At 68.9% G+C, this 15,142-nt stretch carries 14 protein-coding genes; all 14 read right to left on the reverse strand.

The window, feature by feature from the left end; all coding sequences use genetic code 11:
• Window positions 1–7 precede the first annotated feature (7 nt).
• Window positions 8–1,429: an FGGY-family carbohydrate kinase gene (locus tag ACHAA3_RS09160; protein WP_435708690.1), complete on the reverse strand. Its 1,422-nt coding sequence runs from the start codon at window positions 1,427–1,429 to the stop codon at window positions 8–10.
• Complete coding sequence (locus ACHAA3_RS09165; protein ID WP_435708691.1) at window positions 1,426–2,916, reverse strand: FAD-binding oxidoreductase; 1,491 nt, start codon at window positions 2,914–2,916, stop codon at window positions 1,426–1,428. The genes ACHAA3_RS09160 and ACHAA3_RS09165 overlap by 4 nt, the downstream gene beginning before the upstream one ends.
• A gap of 33 nt (window positions 2,917–2,949) precedes the next feature.
• Complete coding sequence (locus ACHAA3_RS09170) at window positions 2,950–3,726, reverse strand: SDR family oxidoreductase (protein ID WP_435708692.1); 777 nt, start codon at window positions 3,724–3,726, stop codon at window positions 2,950–2,952.
• 193 nt (window positions 3,727–3,919) lie between these two features.
• The gene (locus tag ACHAA3_RS09175) at window positions 3,920–4,447 is read right to left on the reverse strand and encodes a regulatory protein RecX (protein WP_435708693.1); all 528 of its coding nucleotides are present in this window, start codon (window positions 4,445–4,447) and stop codon (window positions 3,920–3,922) included.
• A gap of 12 nt (window positions 4,448–4,459) precedes the next feature.
• Window positions 4,460–5,599 carry a recombinase RecA gene (gene recA / locus ACHAA3_RS09180; RefSeq protein ID WP_435708694.1) on the reverse strand — a complete coding sequence of 380 codons (1,140 nt, stop codon included), beginning with the start codon at window positions 5,597–5,599 and terminating at the stop codon, window positions 4,460–4,462.
• 287 nt (window positions 5,600–5,886) lie between these two features.
• Window positions 5,887–6,081, reverse strand: coding sequence for a DUF3046 domain-containing protein (locus tag ACHAA3_RS09185; RefSeq protein ID WP_435708695.1), 195 nt, complete (start codon window positions 6,079–6,081; stop codon window positions 5,887–5,889).
• Complete coding sequence (locus ACHAA3_RS09190; protein ID WP_435708696.1) at window positions 6,078–6,407, reverse strand: helix-turn-helix domain-containing protein; 330 nt, start codon at window positions 6,405–6,407, stop codon at window positions 6,078–6,080. Before ACHAA3_RS09190 ends, ACHAA3_RS09185 begins: the two co-directional genes overlap by 4 nt.
• A 30-nt stretch (window positions 6,408–6,437) precedes the next feature.
• On the reverse strand, window positions 6,438–6,926 hold the full coding sequence (locus ACHAA3_RS09195; RefSeq protein ID WP_435708697.1) for a CinA family protein: 489 nt from the start codon (window positions 6,924–6,926) through the stop codon (window positions 6,438–6,440).
• Between the two features lie 20 nt (window positions 6,927–6,946).
• The gene (locus ACHAA3_RS09200; protein WP_435708698.1) at window positions 6,947–7,564 is read right to left on the reverse strand and encodes a CDP-alcohol phosphatidyltransferase family protein; all 618 of its coding nucleotides are present in this window, start codon (window positions 7,562–7,564) and stop codon (window positions 6,947–6,949) included.
• A gap of 36 nt (window positions 7,565–7,600) precedes the next feature.
• The gene (locus ACHAA3_RS09205) at window positions 7,601–8,197 is read right to left on the reverse strand and encodes a hypothetical protein (protein WP_435708699.1); all 597 of its coding nucleotides are present in this window, start codon (window positions 8,195–8,197) and stop codon (window positions 7,601–7,603) included.
• Complete coding sequence (locus ACHAA3_RS09210; RefSeq protein ID WP_435708700.1) at window positions 8,194–10,701, reverse strand: DNA translocase FtsK 4TM domain-containing protein; 2,508 nt, start codon at window positions 10,699–10,701, stop codon at window positions 8,194–8,196. Before ACHAA3_RS09210 ends, ACHAA3_RS09205 begins: the two co-directional genes overlap by 4 nt.
• A gap of 382 nt (window positions 10,702–11,083) precedes the next feature.
• The gene (locus ACHAA3_RS09215; protein ID WP_435708701.1) at window positions 11,084–12,205 is read right to left on the reverse strand and encodes a uroporphyrinogen-III synthase; all 1,122 of its coding nucleotides are present in this window, start codon (window positions 12,203–12,205) and stop codon (window positions 11,084–11,086) included.
• The gene (nirD, locus tag ACHAA3_RS09220) at window positions 12,202–12,546 is read right to left on the reverse strand and encodes a nitrite reductase small subunit NirD (protein WP_435708702.1); all 345 of its coding nucleotides are present in this window, start codon (window positions 12,544–12,546) and stop codon (window positions 12,202–12,204) included. The genes ACHAA3_RS09215 and nirD overlap by 4 nt, the downstream gene beginning before the upstream one ends.
• Entirely contained in the window at window positions 12,543–15,119 is a 2,577-nt protein-coding gene (nirB, locus tag ACHAA3_RS09225; RefSeq protein ID WP_435708703.1) for a nitrite reductase large subunit NirB, read from the reverse strand. Before nirB ends, nirD begins: the two co-directional genes overlap by 4 nt.
• Between the last annotated feature and the right edge of the window lie 23 nt (window positions 15,120–15,142).

Raw genomic sequence — 15,142 nt, forward strand, 5'->3', positions numbered from 1 at the left:
CGCGAGATTAGCCGACCGTCAGGTCCGGTAGATCCGCGAGCGCCCCGTACACCGGGTCGGTGGCGCTTCGGATGGCGTCGAAGACCGGGCGAATCCGCTCGTACCCCGCTGCGACCGCAGGCCGAGGGGTCCACGTCGCTCCGTCGGTGACCATCACGGCGACGGCCCGCTCGAAGCTCTCGTGCAGGCCCACCCCGACGGCGGCACAGATCGCAGCGCCCAGTCCCGCCGCGTCGGCAACGCCGGCACGGCGCGCGGGACGGCCGAACACATCGGCGACGATCTGCATCATCAGGTCGGACGTGGACCCTCCACCTGCGACGACCAGCTCACGCGGTGGGCCACCGAGCGCCTCCTCCATCGCTTCGACGTGGGCGCACATCGTCAGGACCAGTCCCTCGAGCACCGCGCGGTACAGGTGACCCTCCCCGTGTCGCGCGTCCAGGCCGATGATCGAACCTCTCCGGTCAGGATGACTCGCCGGTGCCAGCCAGTCCGGCACGATGAACAGACCTTCCGATCCGGCAGGGACCTCGACGGCGAGCGCCTCGAGCGCCGCGTGCGACGCCTGCTTCGACGGCGTCGACGGCGTCGAGGAGTCGAGCAGGTCACGCATCCAGGTGACGGTCGACATCCCGCGACGGATGCCACCGCTCTCGATCAACCGTTTCCCCGGCACGCACGCCGCGTTGCTCCAGACCCGGGAGTCGTCAGGGGCGTCGCTGGCGACCGTCATGGCTGCGACGTACGTGCCCAGCGACAGCAAGACCGGCCCGGGCTGGAGGAGTCCGGCGCCAAGCGCCTCGACGGCCTTGTCGTTGGCGGTGGCGATCACCGGGCACCCCACCGGCAGACCGGTCAGCTCGGCCACCTCGGGCAGCACCGCGCCGAGCAGGTCGCCGGGGTCGACCAGCTCCGGCAACATGTCCACGCTCATGCCGGCGGCGGCACGCACCGCCGGGTCGGTCGACCACCGCATGGTCTGCGGGTCGAGCGGCCACCGGCCGGCGTACGAGGCGGAGCTGTCGCGACGTTGGCCGGTGAGCCGCAGCGTCAGATAGCCGCCCGCGCTGGTCACCAGGGACACCGAGTCGTCGGCGAGCGGCTCGGAGACCCGGTCATCCATCCAGCTGAGGACAGGTTCGATCAGGCGGTCGTCGTCGCCGACCATGGCCCGGCAGAAACGGATGCCGCACAACCCGACGCCGACGATGTCCGTACGACTCCCGTCGAACTTCCGCATCACCTCACGAATGGCCTGCACCAGCGTGTCCCACAAGTCGTCGCCGGGGTGGACCGCGACGCCGCCCGGAGCAAGACGATAGGGCCGCAACGGCACCCGGGCCGCGGCGAGCACCGACCCCTGCGCGTCGATGATCGAGACCTTGGTGCTCTGCGAGCCACCGTCGATCGCCAGCAGGTGGGTCACGACAGTCCCTCGAGCAGCTCCCCGCGGTCATCGATCGCGAACACGGTGCCCGGGTTCATGATGTTGTCCGGATCGAACGCGCGCTTGAGACCCAGCAGCAGGGTGTACGCGCTGCCGTGCTCTTCACGCACCCACGGCGTGCGGTACTTGCCCACCCCATGGTGGTGCACCATCGACCCGCCCACCCGGAGCGCCTCCTCGACGATGATCGCGTTGAGTGGGCGGTGGTAGACGTCGATCTCCTCGCGCGGCTCACACGTGATGTCGTAGTCGTAGACGAAGTACAGGTTCGTACCTGTCTGGTACGAGTGCGATGAGTGGGCGCCCAGCAGGCCCAGGTCGTCGAACCGGTCGAACTCGTTCTCGATGCGTTGCATCACCCGGTCGTACAGCTCGGCCGTTCGAGACCAGTCGACCGAGATCTCCGTGGTGTATCCCAGGTGCGCTGTCGTCAGCATCGACTGCTTCTCGGCCTCGATCTTGTCCGGACCCCAGTTGAGGTTCTCGAACCAGTCGCGGATCGTCTGCTCGGGCACTCGGTCGTGCTCGACGCCCTGGATCGCCGCCTCGATCGCGGTCAGGGTGGCCTCGACCAGTGGCTCCGGGCCCTCCGCGGCCAGCACCACCAGGTGCTGGGTCGAGGGATGGTCCGCGAAGTGCTGTGCCGCGTCCTGCGGCGAGTAGACCCGTGCGACCGACGGACGGTAACCATCGACCACCACCTCACGAAGCACTCCGATCGCGGCGCCGAAGTCACTGACCCGGGCCCCGACGTACCGCGCCGTGTCACCGTGGTGACGAAACACCTTGACCGTCACCTCGGTCACGAAGGCCAGCGCACCCTCGTTGCCGATCACGACGTGTCGGATGTCGGGACCGGCAGCGCGCCGGGGCACGTTCTTGACCCGCACCACCTCACCCCCGGCCAGCACGGCCTCGAGCCCGACGACCATGTCCTCGATGCCGCCGTACAGGGTGGAGAACTGGCCGATGGAACGGGTCGACACGAGACCGCCGTACTGTGCGATCGGCTTCGACTGCGGGGAGTGTCCGGTGGTGAGACCCAGCGCACGCAGCTGGTCCTCGAGGACCTGCAACGGAACCCCGCACTGGACGGTGGCCATCATGTCGCCCTCGTCGATGCTGACGATCTCGGCCATGCGTGAACCGTCCACCACCACGGTGTCGGCCACCACGGTCTCCAGACCTCCCTCGGTGCTGGTGCCACCCGTCCTCGGCACCACGGCGATGCGGTGACGGGCGGCCAGCTCGAGCAGCAGCGAGACCTCCGCGGTCGAGGCCGGATACACGATCGCGGCCGGAATGGGACCGTCGAAGATGCCGTGGACGGCGGTGTACTTGCGAAAACGGTCGACGCTGGCGGCACGCAGCACGTCGTCGCGGGTCTCGACCTGCTCAGAGGTGAGGACGGCGGAGACGGCGGAGACGATCTCCTCGCGCGACAGGGAGGAGCGAGATGGAATCATGGAAGTCCTTCGACAAGGGTTCGGATGGAGTGGTCAGCGGACGAGATATCCACCGTCGACGACCAGGACGTGTCCCGAGACGTAGGCGGCGGCGGGCGAGGCGAGGAAGACGACAGCGCCCATCAGGTCAGCGGGGTCGCCCCACCGGCCTGCAGGAATGTGCTCGATGATCCGACGGTTCATCTCGGGGTCCGCGCGGGTCGCCTCGGTGAGATCGGTGTCGATGTACCCCGGGGCGATCGCGTTGACGGTGATGTTCTTGGTCCCGAGCTCATCGCAGTACGCCTTGGTGAAACCGACGATCCCGGCCTTCGAGGCTGCATAGGCCGGCGATCCCTGACCGCCGAGGAAGGAGAACAACGACGCGATGTTGATGATCTTGCCGCCACCGTGCTCGGCCATGTGGATGCTCGCGTGGTGGGCCAGCTCGAAGGCCGCCGTCAGGTTCACCGCGACCGTCGGATCCCACGCAGATCGATCGAAGTGCTCCACGTCGCGCACGACGCAGATCCCGGCGGAGTTGATCACGATGTCGAGCCCGCCGAGGCTTTCCACGCAGGCGTCCACCGCCGCCCGTGGGGCGCCGTCTGCGGTCAGGTCGAGCGTGCGCTGGGCGAATCGGCTCCCGCATGCGCGTACAGCCTCGCCGGTGGCGCCCTCGTCGTCGTCCAGGCCCACCACACACACGTCGGCTCCGGCGCGGGCGAGAGCGACCGAGAACGCGGTGCCGAGACCGGTGTTGCCACCGGTGACGAGGGCCCGAAGGCCCCGTAGAGAGAATGCGTCAAGGCTGAAGTCGTCGAGATGCACGAGCGTTCCTCTGAAGGAGTTCAGGACGGCTCCACTATGCCCGGTCGGGCACGCTGCGAGGCAACCGCCCCGACCCCGACGAGGACGGGGACTTCGCACTGGGGCCGAAAGCCTCGGTCACCAGAGCTCCGCCCACGTGTCGCAGCCTGGTCTCGTGGGCGCGAGAACCAAGAGTGCTGGTCGGTTGGGGGCTCTAGAGCGACTCGATGACCGGAGCCTCGGCCCCCAGCTCCTCGCGCACCACCTGAAAGGCAAGGCCAGGGCTGTACCCCTTGCGGGCGAGCATCCCGACGAGCCGGCGGGTCCGGGTGGCCTCGTCGAGCTGAGACATCGAGCGCAGCTTGCGCTGCACGAGGTCGTGCGCCGCCTGCACCTCGACGTCGGGGTCGAGCTCGGCCAGGACGTCACGCGCGACCTGGTCGTCGACGCCCTTGCCGCGCAGCTCTTGAGCCAGGGCGCGCGAGGACAGGCCCTTGTTGGCCTGACGCTGCTGGACCCAGGCGCGGGCGAACTCGACGTCGTCGACCAGACCTGACGCCTCGCACCGGTCAAGGACATCGGAGACGATCTGGGCAGGCACTCCCTTGCTGGCGAGTGCCTGCTCCAGATCGGCACGACTACGGGCCTGAGCAGCCAGACGTCCGTAGACGACCTGCTTGGCGACCGCCAAGGCCTCGACGGGATCGGTGATCTCCTCGTGCTGGCGCTGAGCCCAAGCCATCAGTGCAGCTGCCTAGAACTCGAGATCGGCCGGTGGCGTGACCGCACCGAGGGCCGGATCGTCTGCAGCCGGCTCGGCCTCGACCTGCACACCGACGCCGAGGTGCGCCTTGATCTTGCGATCGAGCTCTTCGGCGAGGTCGGGGTTGTCGCGCAGGAACTGACGCGAGTTCTCCTTGCCCTGGCCGAGCTGATCGCCCTCGTAGGTGTACCAGGCGCCAGACTTGCGCACGAAGCCCAGCTCGACTCCGACGTCGATCAGGCTGCCTTCGCGGCTGATGCCCTGGCCGTACATGATGTCGAACTCCGCGATCTTGAACGGCGGGGCCAGCTTGTTCTTGACGACCTTGACCTTGGTGCGGTTGCCGACCATGTCGGTGCCGTCCTTGAGCGTCTCGATGCGGCGCACATCGAGGCGGACCGAGGCGTAGAACTTCAGCGCCTTGCCGCCCGTGGTGGTCTCCGGCGAACCGAACATGACGCCGATCTTCTCGCGCAGCTGGTTGATGAAGACGGCCGTGGTGCCCGAGCCGTTGATGGCACCGGTCATCTTGCGCAGCGCCTGGCTCATCAGCCGGGCCTGCAGACCCACGTGACTGTCGCCCATCTCGCCGTCGATCTCGGCGCGCGGCACGAGAGCGGCCACCGAGTCGATGACCAGGATGTCCAGAGCTCCGGAGCGGATCAGCATGTCGGCGATCTCGAGTGCCTGCTCACCGCTGTCGGGCTGAGAGATGAGCAGGGCGTCGGTGTCGACGCCCAGCTTGCGGGCGTACTCGGGGTCGAGCGCGTGCTCGGCGTCGATGAAGGCCGCGACTCCGCCGGCCTTCTGCGCATTGGCGACCGCGTGCAGGGCCACCGTCGTCTTGCCCGAGGACTCCGGACCATAGATCTCCACGACACGGCCGCGGGGCAGACCACCGATGCCCAGAGCGATGTCGAGCGACATGGCTCCGGTGGGGATGGTCGCGATGGGCGCCTGGACGCGGTCACCCAGTCGCATGACGGCATTCTTGCCGTGGGCGCGATCAATCTGCGCCATGGCGTTGTCGAGGGCCTTGTTCTTCTCGTTGAGGGCCTTCTCGGCGGCCTTGTCGGCAACTTTGTCGTTCAGCTTCGCGACAGGCTTGGCGGGTGCTTCGGTGGGAGGCATCTGGTGGTCCGTTCTTTGCTCGTGGGTGGCCGGTCATCGACGACGCTAGGGGGACCCTCAGACATTCGTGGGCCTCATCGACCCGCCTGTGGATGGTGTCCTCCGTACGTCCAACCTGTGCATGAGCCTATAGAACAGATGTTCGAGGCTGCCTCGCGACACGCCGAACTCATGGCTCCAGCGTGACGCGGCACTGGCCCAGGTGGGACAGCGTCGTATCAGTGCCCCTGATACGACGCTGTCCCACCGCCCCTGGACGAATCCCACCGGTTCGCCTCGATCAGTGGTCAGCGCTCGCGGGCCGGCAGACCGAGATGGTCGTGGACGGCTCGCCAGACGGTCTTGGGCAGTTCACCGGCACTGAGGGCCTCGTGCACGGTGCGGCTCTGCAGAGCAGCAATGGCCTGGGTGTCGGCCCAGACCCGCGCATAGCTGACGCCCAGGTGCTCCTCCATGCGAAGCCAGAACTCCGAGTGCTTCACGCTGCGGAGACTTCGACCTCACCGCTGGGAAGAAGAGAGGAGACGCTGGCGAGCGACAGCTCGGCATTCATGGCGAGCGAGAGCTCGGTTGCCTCTTCGATGGCCAGCATCGCGCCGACGTCGAGCAGCACCTCGGACAACGGCACGTCGAGTGCCGCCGCGACGGCGGCCAACAGCTCGGAGCTGGGTTCCTTCTGGCCGCGCTCGATCTCAGAGATGTAGCCGAGGCTGACACGTGCCTTGGCGGAGACGTCACGCAGCGTCAAGCCCTGGGCGGCCCGGCGCGCTCGGAGAACCTCGCCGACCAGCTGGCGCATCGGTGTCATCGGGGCTCCTTGTTCTTCGTCACGACGTCGTCAACGCTCGACGCCTGGTGATTCTTCCCCCAGCGTAGCGACCAGCAACGACAGCGCAGCACCGACCGCACCCGATCGGACCTGCGCACGACCGCCAGCCACGTCCACGCGCGTCGACACGGTCCCAGCCGGCCCCGCGACAGCCACGAAGACCGTGCCGGCGGGCTGGCCCTCGCTGGGACCCGGACCCGCGACTCCCGTGGTCGAGACGCCGTGGCTCGCGCCGCAGGCCGCTCGCACGCCCTCGGCCATCTGCTCGGCCACCTGCGGATGCACCGTGCCGTGCGTCGCGACCAGATCCGCGTCGACGCCGAGCAGAGCGATCTTCACGTCAGCGGCGTAGGCGACCACGGCCCCGCGCACGACGTCGGATGCCCCCGGCACGTCGACCAGAGCCGCGCACACCAGTCCCCCGGTCAGTGACTCTGCCGAGGCCACGGTTGCTCCCGCGGACCGGGCCAGGTCGATCACGTCGCTCGGCTGAACCATCGTGGATAGACCCTCAGAACTCAGGACGGGCGCGCGAGAGACGAACGCCTCAGGTCACGGGCGTCGCGCACATACTGCACTCCGGTGACCAACGTGATGGCGAACGCTCCGGCCATCAGCACGTGGGTGATCCAGCGCAGCGTGTCGGCGCCGGCGTTGTCCCACAGCTCGAGGGGCAGGACGTAGCCGCCCAGCGCGACGGCCTGCAGGGTCGTCTTGATCTTGCCGCCCTGTCCGGCCGGCATCACGCCATACTTCTTGACCACGAAGCGCATCGCGGTGATGCCCCACTCGCGGACCAGGATGACGATCGTGACGATCCAGAACAACCAGCCGAACTGATCGCCGGTGAACACGATCGCCAGGCCCACGAACGCCATGCCGGTCAGAGCCTTGTCGGCGATGGGGTCGGCCAGCTTGCCGAAGTCGGTGACCAGGTCGTGCTTGCGAGCCAGGTCGCCGTCGATGCGGTCGGTGATCATCAGGAGCCCGAACGTGATGCAGGCCCAGACGCGCAGCTCGATGGACTGACCGTCGTCGATCAGCAGGAGCACGCCGAACACCGGCACTCCGGCGATGCGCAGCACCGTCAGAGCGTTGGCGATGTTCAAGTTGCTCGGCGCTGGTGCCGGATCCATGGGTACCTCTCGATGGTGCCGTGTCAGTGGCCGCCCTCAGTATGAGGCAGCCGCCCGGCGACGCGCCAACTCGATCTCGGCCTGGGGCGCCGAGACGTTGGTGGCGAACCCCAGCGTGATGCTGTGCTCGCGGTCGTCGCCCTGCCCGCGCACGCGCACTCTTGGGCCGCGCAGCAGACGTCGGGGATCGACAGCGACGTCGCCCATCTCACGCCACAGGAACCCAACCCAGCCGTTCTCGCCGAGCAGCCGGACGCCGTGCAGATCGGCCACGAACAGCGGCGTGCGCACCTGCCGCAACATCCAGGCGAAGACCAGACCGATCGCCACCAGGACGCCACACGCGCCCCACACCCACGGCAGCGGGGCGTACTGGGGCCGCTCGAGAGCGATCCAGCCGAAACCACCGGCGAGAGCCCACGCGGTCAGCCCGACCAGTCCGTACAGCCAGCTGCGGCGCCGGATCTCGAACGGTTGGGCGGCTCCGACGTCCAGCAGCATGGCGTCGTCGCGCGGACCACCGAAGATGTCCGCGCCGCGCAGACCCCCGGCCCGGCGAGCGTCCGGCGACGACCCGCCCGACTCATCGTCCGGCCAGCTCATGACGTCGCGACCCATCACGTCGGTACTCATGCGCTCTGCACGCTCGCGAGCACGTCCTCGAGCTCGTCGGGCTTGATCATCACGTCGCGGGCCTTGGATCCTTCGCTGGGGCCGACGACTCCGCGACTCTCCATGATGTCCATCAGGCGTCCCGCCTTGGCGAACCCGACGCGCAGCTTGCGCTGCAGCATCGACGTCGAGCCGAACTGCGTCGTGACGACCAACTCGATCGCCTGCAGCACCAGGTCCAGGTCGTCACCGATGTCGTCGTCGAGCTCACGGGTGGTCTCCTTCGGGGCAGTGACGTCCTCGCGGTAGGTGGGCTGCAGCTGCCCCTTGCAGTGCTCCACGATGGTCTGGATCTCGGCCTCGGTGACCCAGGCTCCCTGCATGCGCATGGACTTGTTGGCGCCCATGGGCAGGAACAGTCCGTCACCCTGTCCGACGAGCTTCTCGGCGCCCGGCTGGTCGAGGATGACGCGGCTGTCGGCCAACGACGAGGTCGCGAAGGCCAATCGGCTGGGCACATTGGCCTTGATCAGGCCCGTGACGACGTCGACGCTGGGTCGCTGGGTCGCCAGCACCAGGTGGATGCCAGCGGCGCGAGCCAGCTGGGTGATGCGCACGACCGAGTCCTCGACGTCGCGCGGAGCGACCATCATCAGGTCGGCGAGCTCGTCGACCACGACCAGCAGGTACGGGTACGGGGTCAGCTCGCGCTCGCTGCCGGGCGGAACGGTGACCGTGCCGGCCCGGACGGCCTTGTTGAAGTCGTCGATGTGGCGGAAGCCGTAGTTGGCGAGGTCGTCGTAGCGCAGGTCCATCTCGCGCACGACCCAGGCCAGCGCCTCGGCGGCCTTCTTCGGATTGGTGATGATGGGCGTGATCAGGTGCGGCACGCCCTCGTAGGCAGTCAGCTCGACCCGCTTGGGGTCGACCATGATCATGCGCACCTCCTCGGGCGTCGAGCGCATGAGGATCGAGGCGATCATCGAGTTCACGAACGAGCTCTTGCCCGAGCCGGTGGCACCGGCGACCAGCAGGTGGGGCATCTTGGCGAGGTTCGCCACGACGTAGCCCCCCTCGACGTCCTTGCCCAGGCCGATGACCATCGGGTGGTGGTCGCTACGTGCCTTGGACGAGCGCAGCACGTCACCGAGGCTGACCATCTCCTTGTCGATGTTCGGGATCTCGACACCGATCGCGGACTTGCCCGGGATCGGGCTGAGGATGCGGACCTCGTTGGAGGCCACCGCGTAGGAGATGTTCTTGCTCAGCGCGGTGACCTTCTCGACCTTGACGGCCGGGCCCAGCTCGACCTCGTAGCGCGTCACGGTGGGTCCACGGGTGTAACCGGTGACTTGGGCGTCGATCTGGAACTGCTCGAGCACCTCGGTGAGCCGGTGCACGATGTCGTCCGACGCATCGGACCGCGCCTTGTGCGGCGATCCCTCACCCAGCATCGTGCTGTCGGGCAGGGAGTAGGTCACATCGCCGGCCAGCAGAAGCTGCTCGGAGCGCTGCGGGATCGGCTCCATCGGCGGAAGCTCGACCTCGGCCGGGCTCTTCTCGGCGATCTCGGTGGTGACTGGTGCGGGCGTGGGAGTCGCCTTGGGCTTCTTGGGCGGCACGACCGGCGGAGTCGTGGACTCGGGGCCGTCGACGAGCGGGTTGTCGTACGGCTCGTCGCCAGAGGTCTCGACGGCCGTCTGGTCGGTGCGAGGGTGACGCCGGCGCATGGAGGGCTTCTCAGCCACCGTGTCGTCCGTGGCGCGACGTCCCAGTGCCGTGTCGCGGAGCTCGGCCAGGCGGCCGGGCACGGCGTACACGGGGGTTCCGGTCACGATCAGGACCCCGAAGGCGATGACCATGATCAACAGGGGCGCCACGAGGTACGGCGTGCTGAGCAGGTCGACCAGCACGGCCGAGAACAGGTAGCCGATCGCTCCCCCGGCCTCGCGCATCGCGTCAGGATCCTGATCACTGGGACGCGGAACGCCGTGCGAGAGGTGCACGAGTCCGAGCACGCCACCGGCGACCAGCAGCCAGCCCGTGACCTGCCGCCCGATCGGGCCGTTGGTGTCGGGGTGCCGCAGCGTGCGCCAGGCAATGACGGCCAGCACGATCGGGACCGCCCAGGCCAGCACACCGACCGTGCTGGTCGTGACGCCGCGGATCACGTCGCCGACGGTGCCCGAGATGTCACCCCACACCGATCCTGCGACGATCAGTGCGAGCGCGAGGATCGCGAAGCCCACGCCATCACGGCGCTGCTCCGGATCGAGATCGCGGGCACCCGAACCGATGCTGCGCGCGACGGCACCGATCAGGCCAGCGATGCCGAGCCAGATCGCGGCCACGGCGCGGAACGCGGCATGAATGAGGGTGGGAATGAATCCAGGACCGGTGCGCTTGGGGGCAGGACGACGGGCCGCAGGCTTTTTCGCCTGCGGCTTGCGTCGTGGAGCCGGCTTCTTACGGGCCTGGCTTCCGGACGGCCGCTTGCGCGGCGGGGAAGACGTACGGGTCGCCATGTCTGAAGGGTAAAGCACAGGTTCAGTCTTGTGGCGCACCCCACGCCGGGACGGACGTGACGGGTGTGGCCAGTGGGGCCGACCAGGCGGCCCCACGGGGCAGGGACCCAGTCGTGGCCTCGCCGCCCAGTCCTTGCGTGAAGGTCTGGGCGGCGAGGCTCGACCTCGGTCGGGCGGCCAGATCATCCATGGCCGACGTTCCGGATCGTTGTGGGGGCAACCCCGTGTCTCCATCATCTCGTCACCGGGTTTCGGCAGCGTTAACACCACACAGCAGATCGGTGACACCTGCCGCCCGGGTCGAGCGGGCGGTCCCGAGGGCCTCAGGCCGCCGAGGGTCCACGCTGGCGCACCACGTGGCTCGTGGCCGCCGGGGAGGGCGTCATCCGGGCTGCTCGTCGCTCACGGCGAGGCGGTAGCCGCGCTTCACGACGGTCTGGACGATGGGCTGGCCGATCGCCTCGCGGAGCCGGGCCACGGCGACCTCTGCGGAGTGTGGGTCGTCGGAGTCGCCCGGCAGCACCCTCAGCAGCTCCTCCCGGGAGCTGACGCGTCCGGGATCGGCAGCCAGGGCGCGCAGGACCGCGACGCCACTGGGCGAGACGGGCAGGATCTCGTGCTCGATCGTCGCGGCGGTCGCCCGGACCCGCAGGTGTCCCGCGCACGTCGGCACGCTGGTGCTGGCATCGCCGAGGAGCATCACGAGAGAACGAACCAGGGCTCCGAGTCGGGCCCGCTCCGGCAGCAGGGGGTCGAAGCCCGCGACTCGCAGCGGCTCGGCGGTGACGTGACCGACGACGGCCAGCACGACCCGGCGGTCCTTCTCGAGCCGGCGCAGCGTGTCGAGCACACCCTCACGGGCGGCGGCCTCGAGCCACGCGGCGGCACCGGGCGCCGAGGTGAACACCACGGCGTCGTAGGCGCCTCCAGCGCAGTCGCGCACCGACCGCTCGACGGCGTCGGGGTCCGGCGGAGGTCCCCAGCGATAGACCACGAGACCGAATGGTCGGCCACCGGCCGCGGCGAGCCGCGTCTCGAGACCGTCGTCACCGGCGCCGTGGTGCTGCACCGCTATTGACAGCCCGTCAACACCTTCCGTGACGAGGAGGTCGGCGATCTCGGCCGATGTCTCGGACTCGGCGACCCAGTCGGGCACCAGACCGGCGGCCTGCAGCGCGCCCCGCGCCTTGGGTCCGCGGGCGATGATGCGCATCTCCCGCAATGCCTCCACAAGGTCGTGCCCGAGCCCCGCCGCCTCCGCGGTGTCGAGCCAGCCCCGGAACCCGATCCCGGTGGTCACGACGACGATGTCGGCACCTGTCGCGATGATCTGCCGGGTCTGGGCCAGCAGCGTCTCCTCGTCGATGTGCGACTCGACGCCCAGCGATGCGGCCACGACGACATCGGCACCACGGCGGCCGAGGGCCAGCGACAGGTCGCCCGCTCGCCGCTGGGCCGTCACGAGGATGCGCGTGCCAGCCAGCACGGGTCCGAGGGGCGTCACGGCGAATCGCTGCCCTGGTCGACCGCGACCTCGACCCATCCCCCGGTGACCCGCGTCGGCCACACCGCCAGGGTGACGTCGGGGTCATCGAGGCAGGTTCCCGTCACGAGGTCGAACGACTGCTTGTGCATCGGGGACGCGACAGTCGGGACCCCGCCGCGGCTGCCGACGAGCCCGCGGGCCATGACGTTGGCCCGGCTGAACGGATCGCGGTGGTCGACGGCGTGGACGGCGCCGGAGTCGCTGAGCAGGAAGATCGCGATCTGGTGGCCGTCGACCAACGCCGCGGCGCCTCGATCGGGCACCAACGTGTCGGAGGCACACACCCGCGTCCACGTCATGCTGTCACCTCCGTCGGTCGGACCGGGATGCTGGCTCCCGCGATCAGGACTTCTCGTTCCGCCTCGTCGGCCGGCCGCCGCTGGCCTCGCTCCTGGACGTAGGCGAGGTCCGGGTCGGCGGTGTCGGGTGCGTTGACGAAGGACGCAAACCTTTGCAGCCTGTCGTCGTCAGCCAGTGTGGCAGCCCACTCGTCCTCGTACGTGTCGACGTGCGCGGCCATGGCAGCGTCGAGATCGCCGCCGATGCCGAGGCTGTCGTCGAGGACGACGGCGCGGACGGCGTCGATGCCGCCCTCCACCGACTCGAGCCACGGCGCCGTGCGCTGGAGGCGGTCTGCGGTGCGGACGTAGTACATCAGGAACCGGTCGATGGCGCGGACGAGGTCGTCAGTGCTGAGGTCCTCGGCGAACAGCTGGGCATGGCGGGGCGTGAATCCACCGTTGCCGCCGACGTACATGTTCCACCCGTGGTCGGTCGCGATGATCCCGACGTCCTTGCTGCGAGCCTCGGCGCACTCCCGCGCGCACCCGGAGACTCCCAGCTTGAGCTTGTGCGGCGACCGCAGTCCGCGATACCGCAGCTCGAGGTCGATCGCGAGCGTCGTGGAGTCCTGCACGCCGTAGCGGCACCACGACTGGCCGACACAGGACTTCACGGTGCGCAGCGACTTGCCGTAGGCGTGCCCCGACTCGAAGCCGGCGTCGACCAGCCTCTTCCAGATGGCGGGGAGCTGCTCGATACGGGCGCCGAACATGTCGATCCGTTGACCGCCGGTGATCTTGGTGTAGAGGCCGAAGTCGGCGGCGACCTGGCCGATCACGATCAGCCCTTCCGGGGTCACCTCTCCTCCGGCGATCCGTGGCACCACCGAGTACGTCCCGTCCTTCTGCATGTTCGCCATGACGTGGTCGTTGGTGTCCTGCAGTGTCGCGTTCTCGCCCTCGAGGACGTGACCGTGTCGCAGGGTCGACAGGATCGATGCGGCGACGGGGCGGCAGATGTCACATCCATGGCCCGTGCCGTGCTGGGCGATGAGGTCGCTGAAGGTCGAGATCTCGCTGACCCGGACGATGTCGAACAGCTGCGCACGGGTGAACGCGAAGTGCTCGCACAGGGCGTTGCTGACCTCGATGCCCGCCCCGGACAGCTCGACGTCGACGAGCTTCTTGACCAGGGAGGCGCAAGACCCGCAGCTCGTGCCGGCCTTGGTGCAGGCCTTGACCCCCGCGAGGTCGGTGCAGCCCTGCTCCGTCACGGCGCAGCGGATCTGACCGGCCGACACGTTGTTGCACGAGCAGATCGTGGCATCGTCGGGCAGCGCACTGCCGCTCGGCGGCTCCATGCCCTCCGGGAGGAGCCAGCCGGTCGGGTCACTGCCCAGCGTGCGGCCCACCATGGGCCGCAGGTTCGTGTACGCGCTGGCATCGCCGACGAGCATGCCGCCGAGCAGCGTCTGCGCGTCGTCACTCATGACGAGCTTCTTGTAGACGCCGGCAGTGGGATCGGCGTAGACGACCTCGAGGCTGCCCGACGTCGCCGCGAAGGCGTCGCCGAAGCTCGCGACGTCGACTCCCAGCAGCTTGAGCTTGGTCGACAGGTCGGCGCCGTCGAAGGTCGCGTCACCGCCGAGCAGCCGGTCGGCCACGACCTCCGCCATCGTGTAGCCCGGGCCCACCAGGCCCCACACCCGTCCGGCGATGTGCGCCACCTCGCCGATCGCGAAGATCGACTCGTCGTCGGTCAGGCATCCCTCGTCAGCGACGACCCCTCCACGCTCGGCGATCGCGAGCCCACTCGAACGGGCCAGCTCGTCCCGCGGACGGACACCAGTGGCGAAGACCACGACGTCAGCGGGGATCTTCTCCCCGTCCGCGAACTGCATCCGCGCGATCTTGCCGTCGCGACCGGCCTTGAGCCTGGCGGTCGCGGTCGACGTACGCACCGAGACGCCCAGCTGCTCGATGATCCGGCGCAGCGCTCCGCCGCCGGCGCGGTCGACCTGCAGCGGCATGAGCCACTCGGCGAACTCGACGACCGTCGTCTCGGCCCCCAGCGCCGTCAGCGCGCCCGCCGCCTCGAGGCCCAGCAGGCCTCCACCGACGACCGCTCCCCTGACCGGGCGCCCCAGCGCGACCTCACGGTCAAGGACCCACTGGCGCAGCTCCGCGACGTCGTCGACCGTGCGATAGACGAAGCAGCCGGGCAGGTCCGAGCCGTCCACCGGCGGCACCGTCGCGTACGACCCCGTGGCGATGACCAGCTTGTCGTAGTCGAACGTCGTGCTGCGGGCGTGCAGCTGCTTGGCCTCGCGGTCGATTCCGCTGACGACCGATCCGCGGTAGAGGCGAACGCCGGGGCGTTTCCACAGGCTCCCGTCCCCGAGAAGGAGGTCCTCCGGAGCCCGGTCGGAGAAGAACGACGTCAGCGCGACCCGGTCGTACGGCGGCCGGGTCTCGTCGCCGAACACCTCGATGTCCCACGCGTCGTCGGCGCCGCGCTCGACCATCGCCTCGACGAGTCGGTGGGCCACCATGCCGGCGCCGATCACGGCGAGCTTGCTCTTGGAGGTCATTCGCTCACGCTACGAACGACAGA

The organism is Aeromicrobium sp. CF3.5 (assembly GCF_051262695.1).
In the GTDB taxonomy this organism is placed as follows: Bacteria; Actinomycetota; Actinomycetes; order Propionibacteriales; family Nocardioidaceae; genus Aeromicrobium.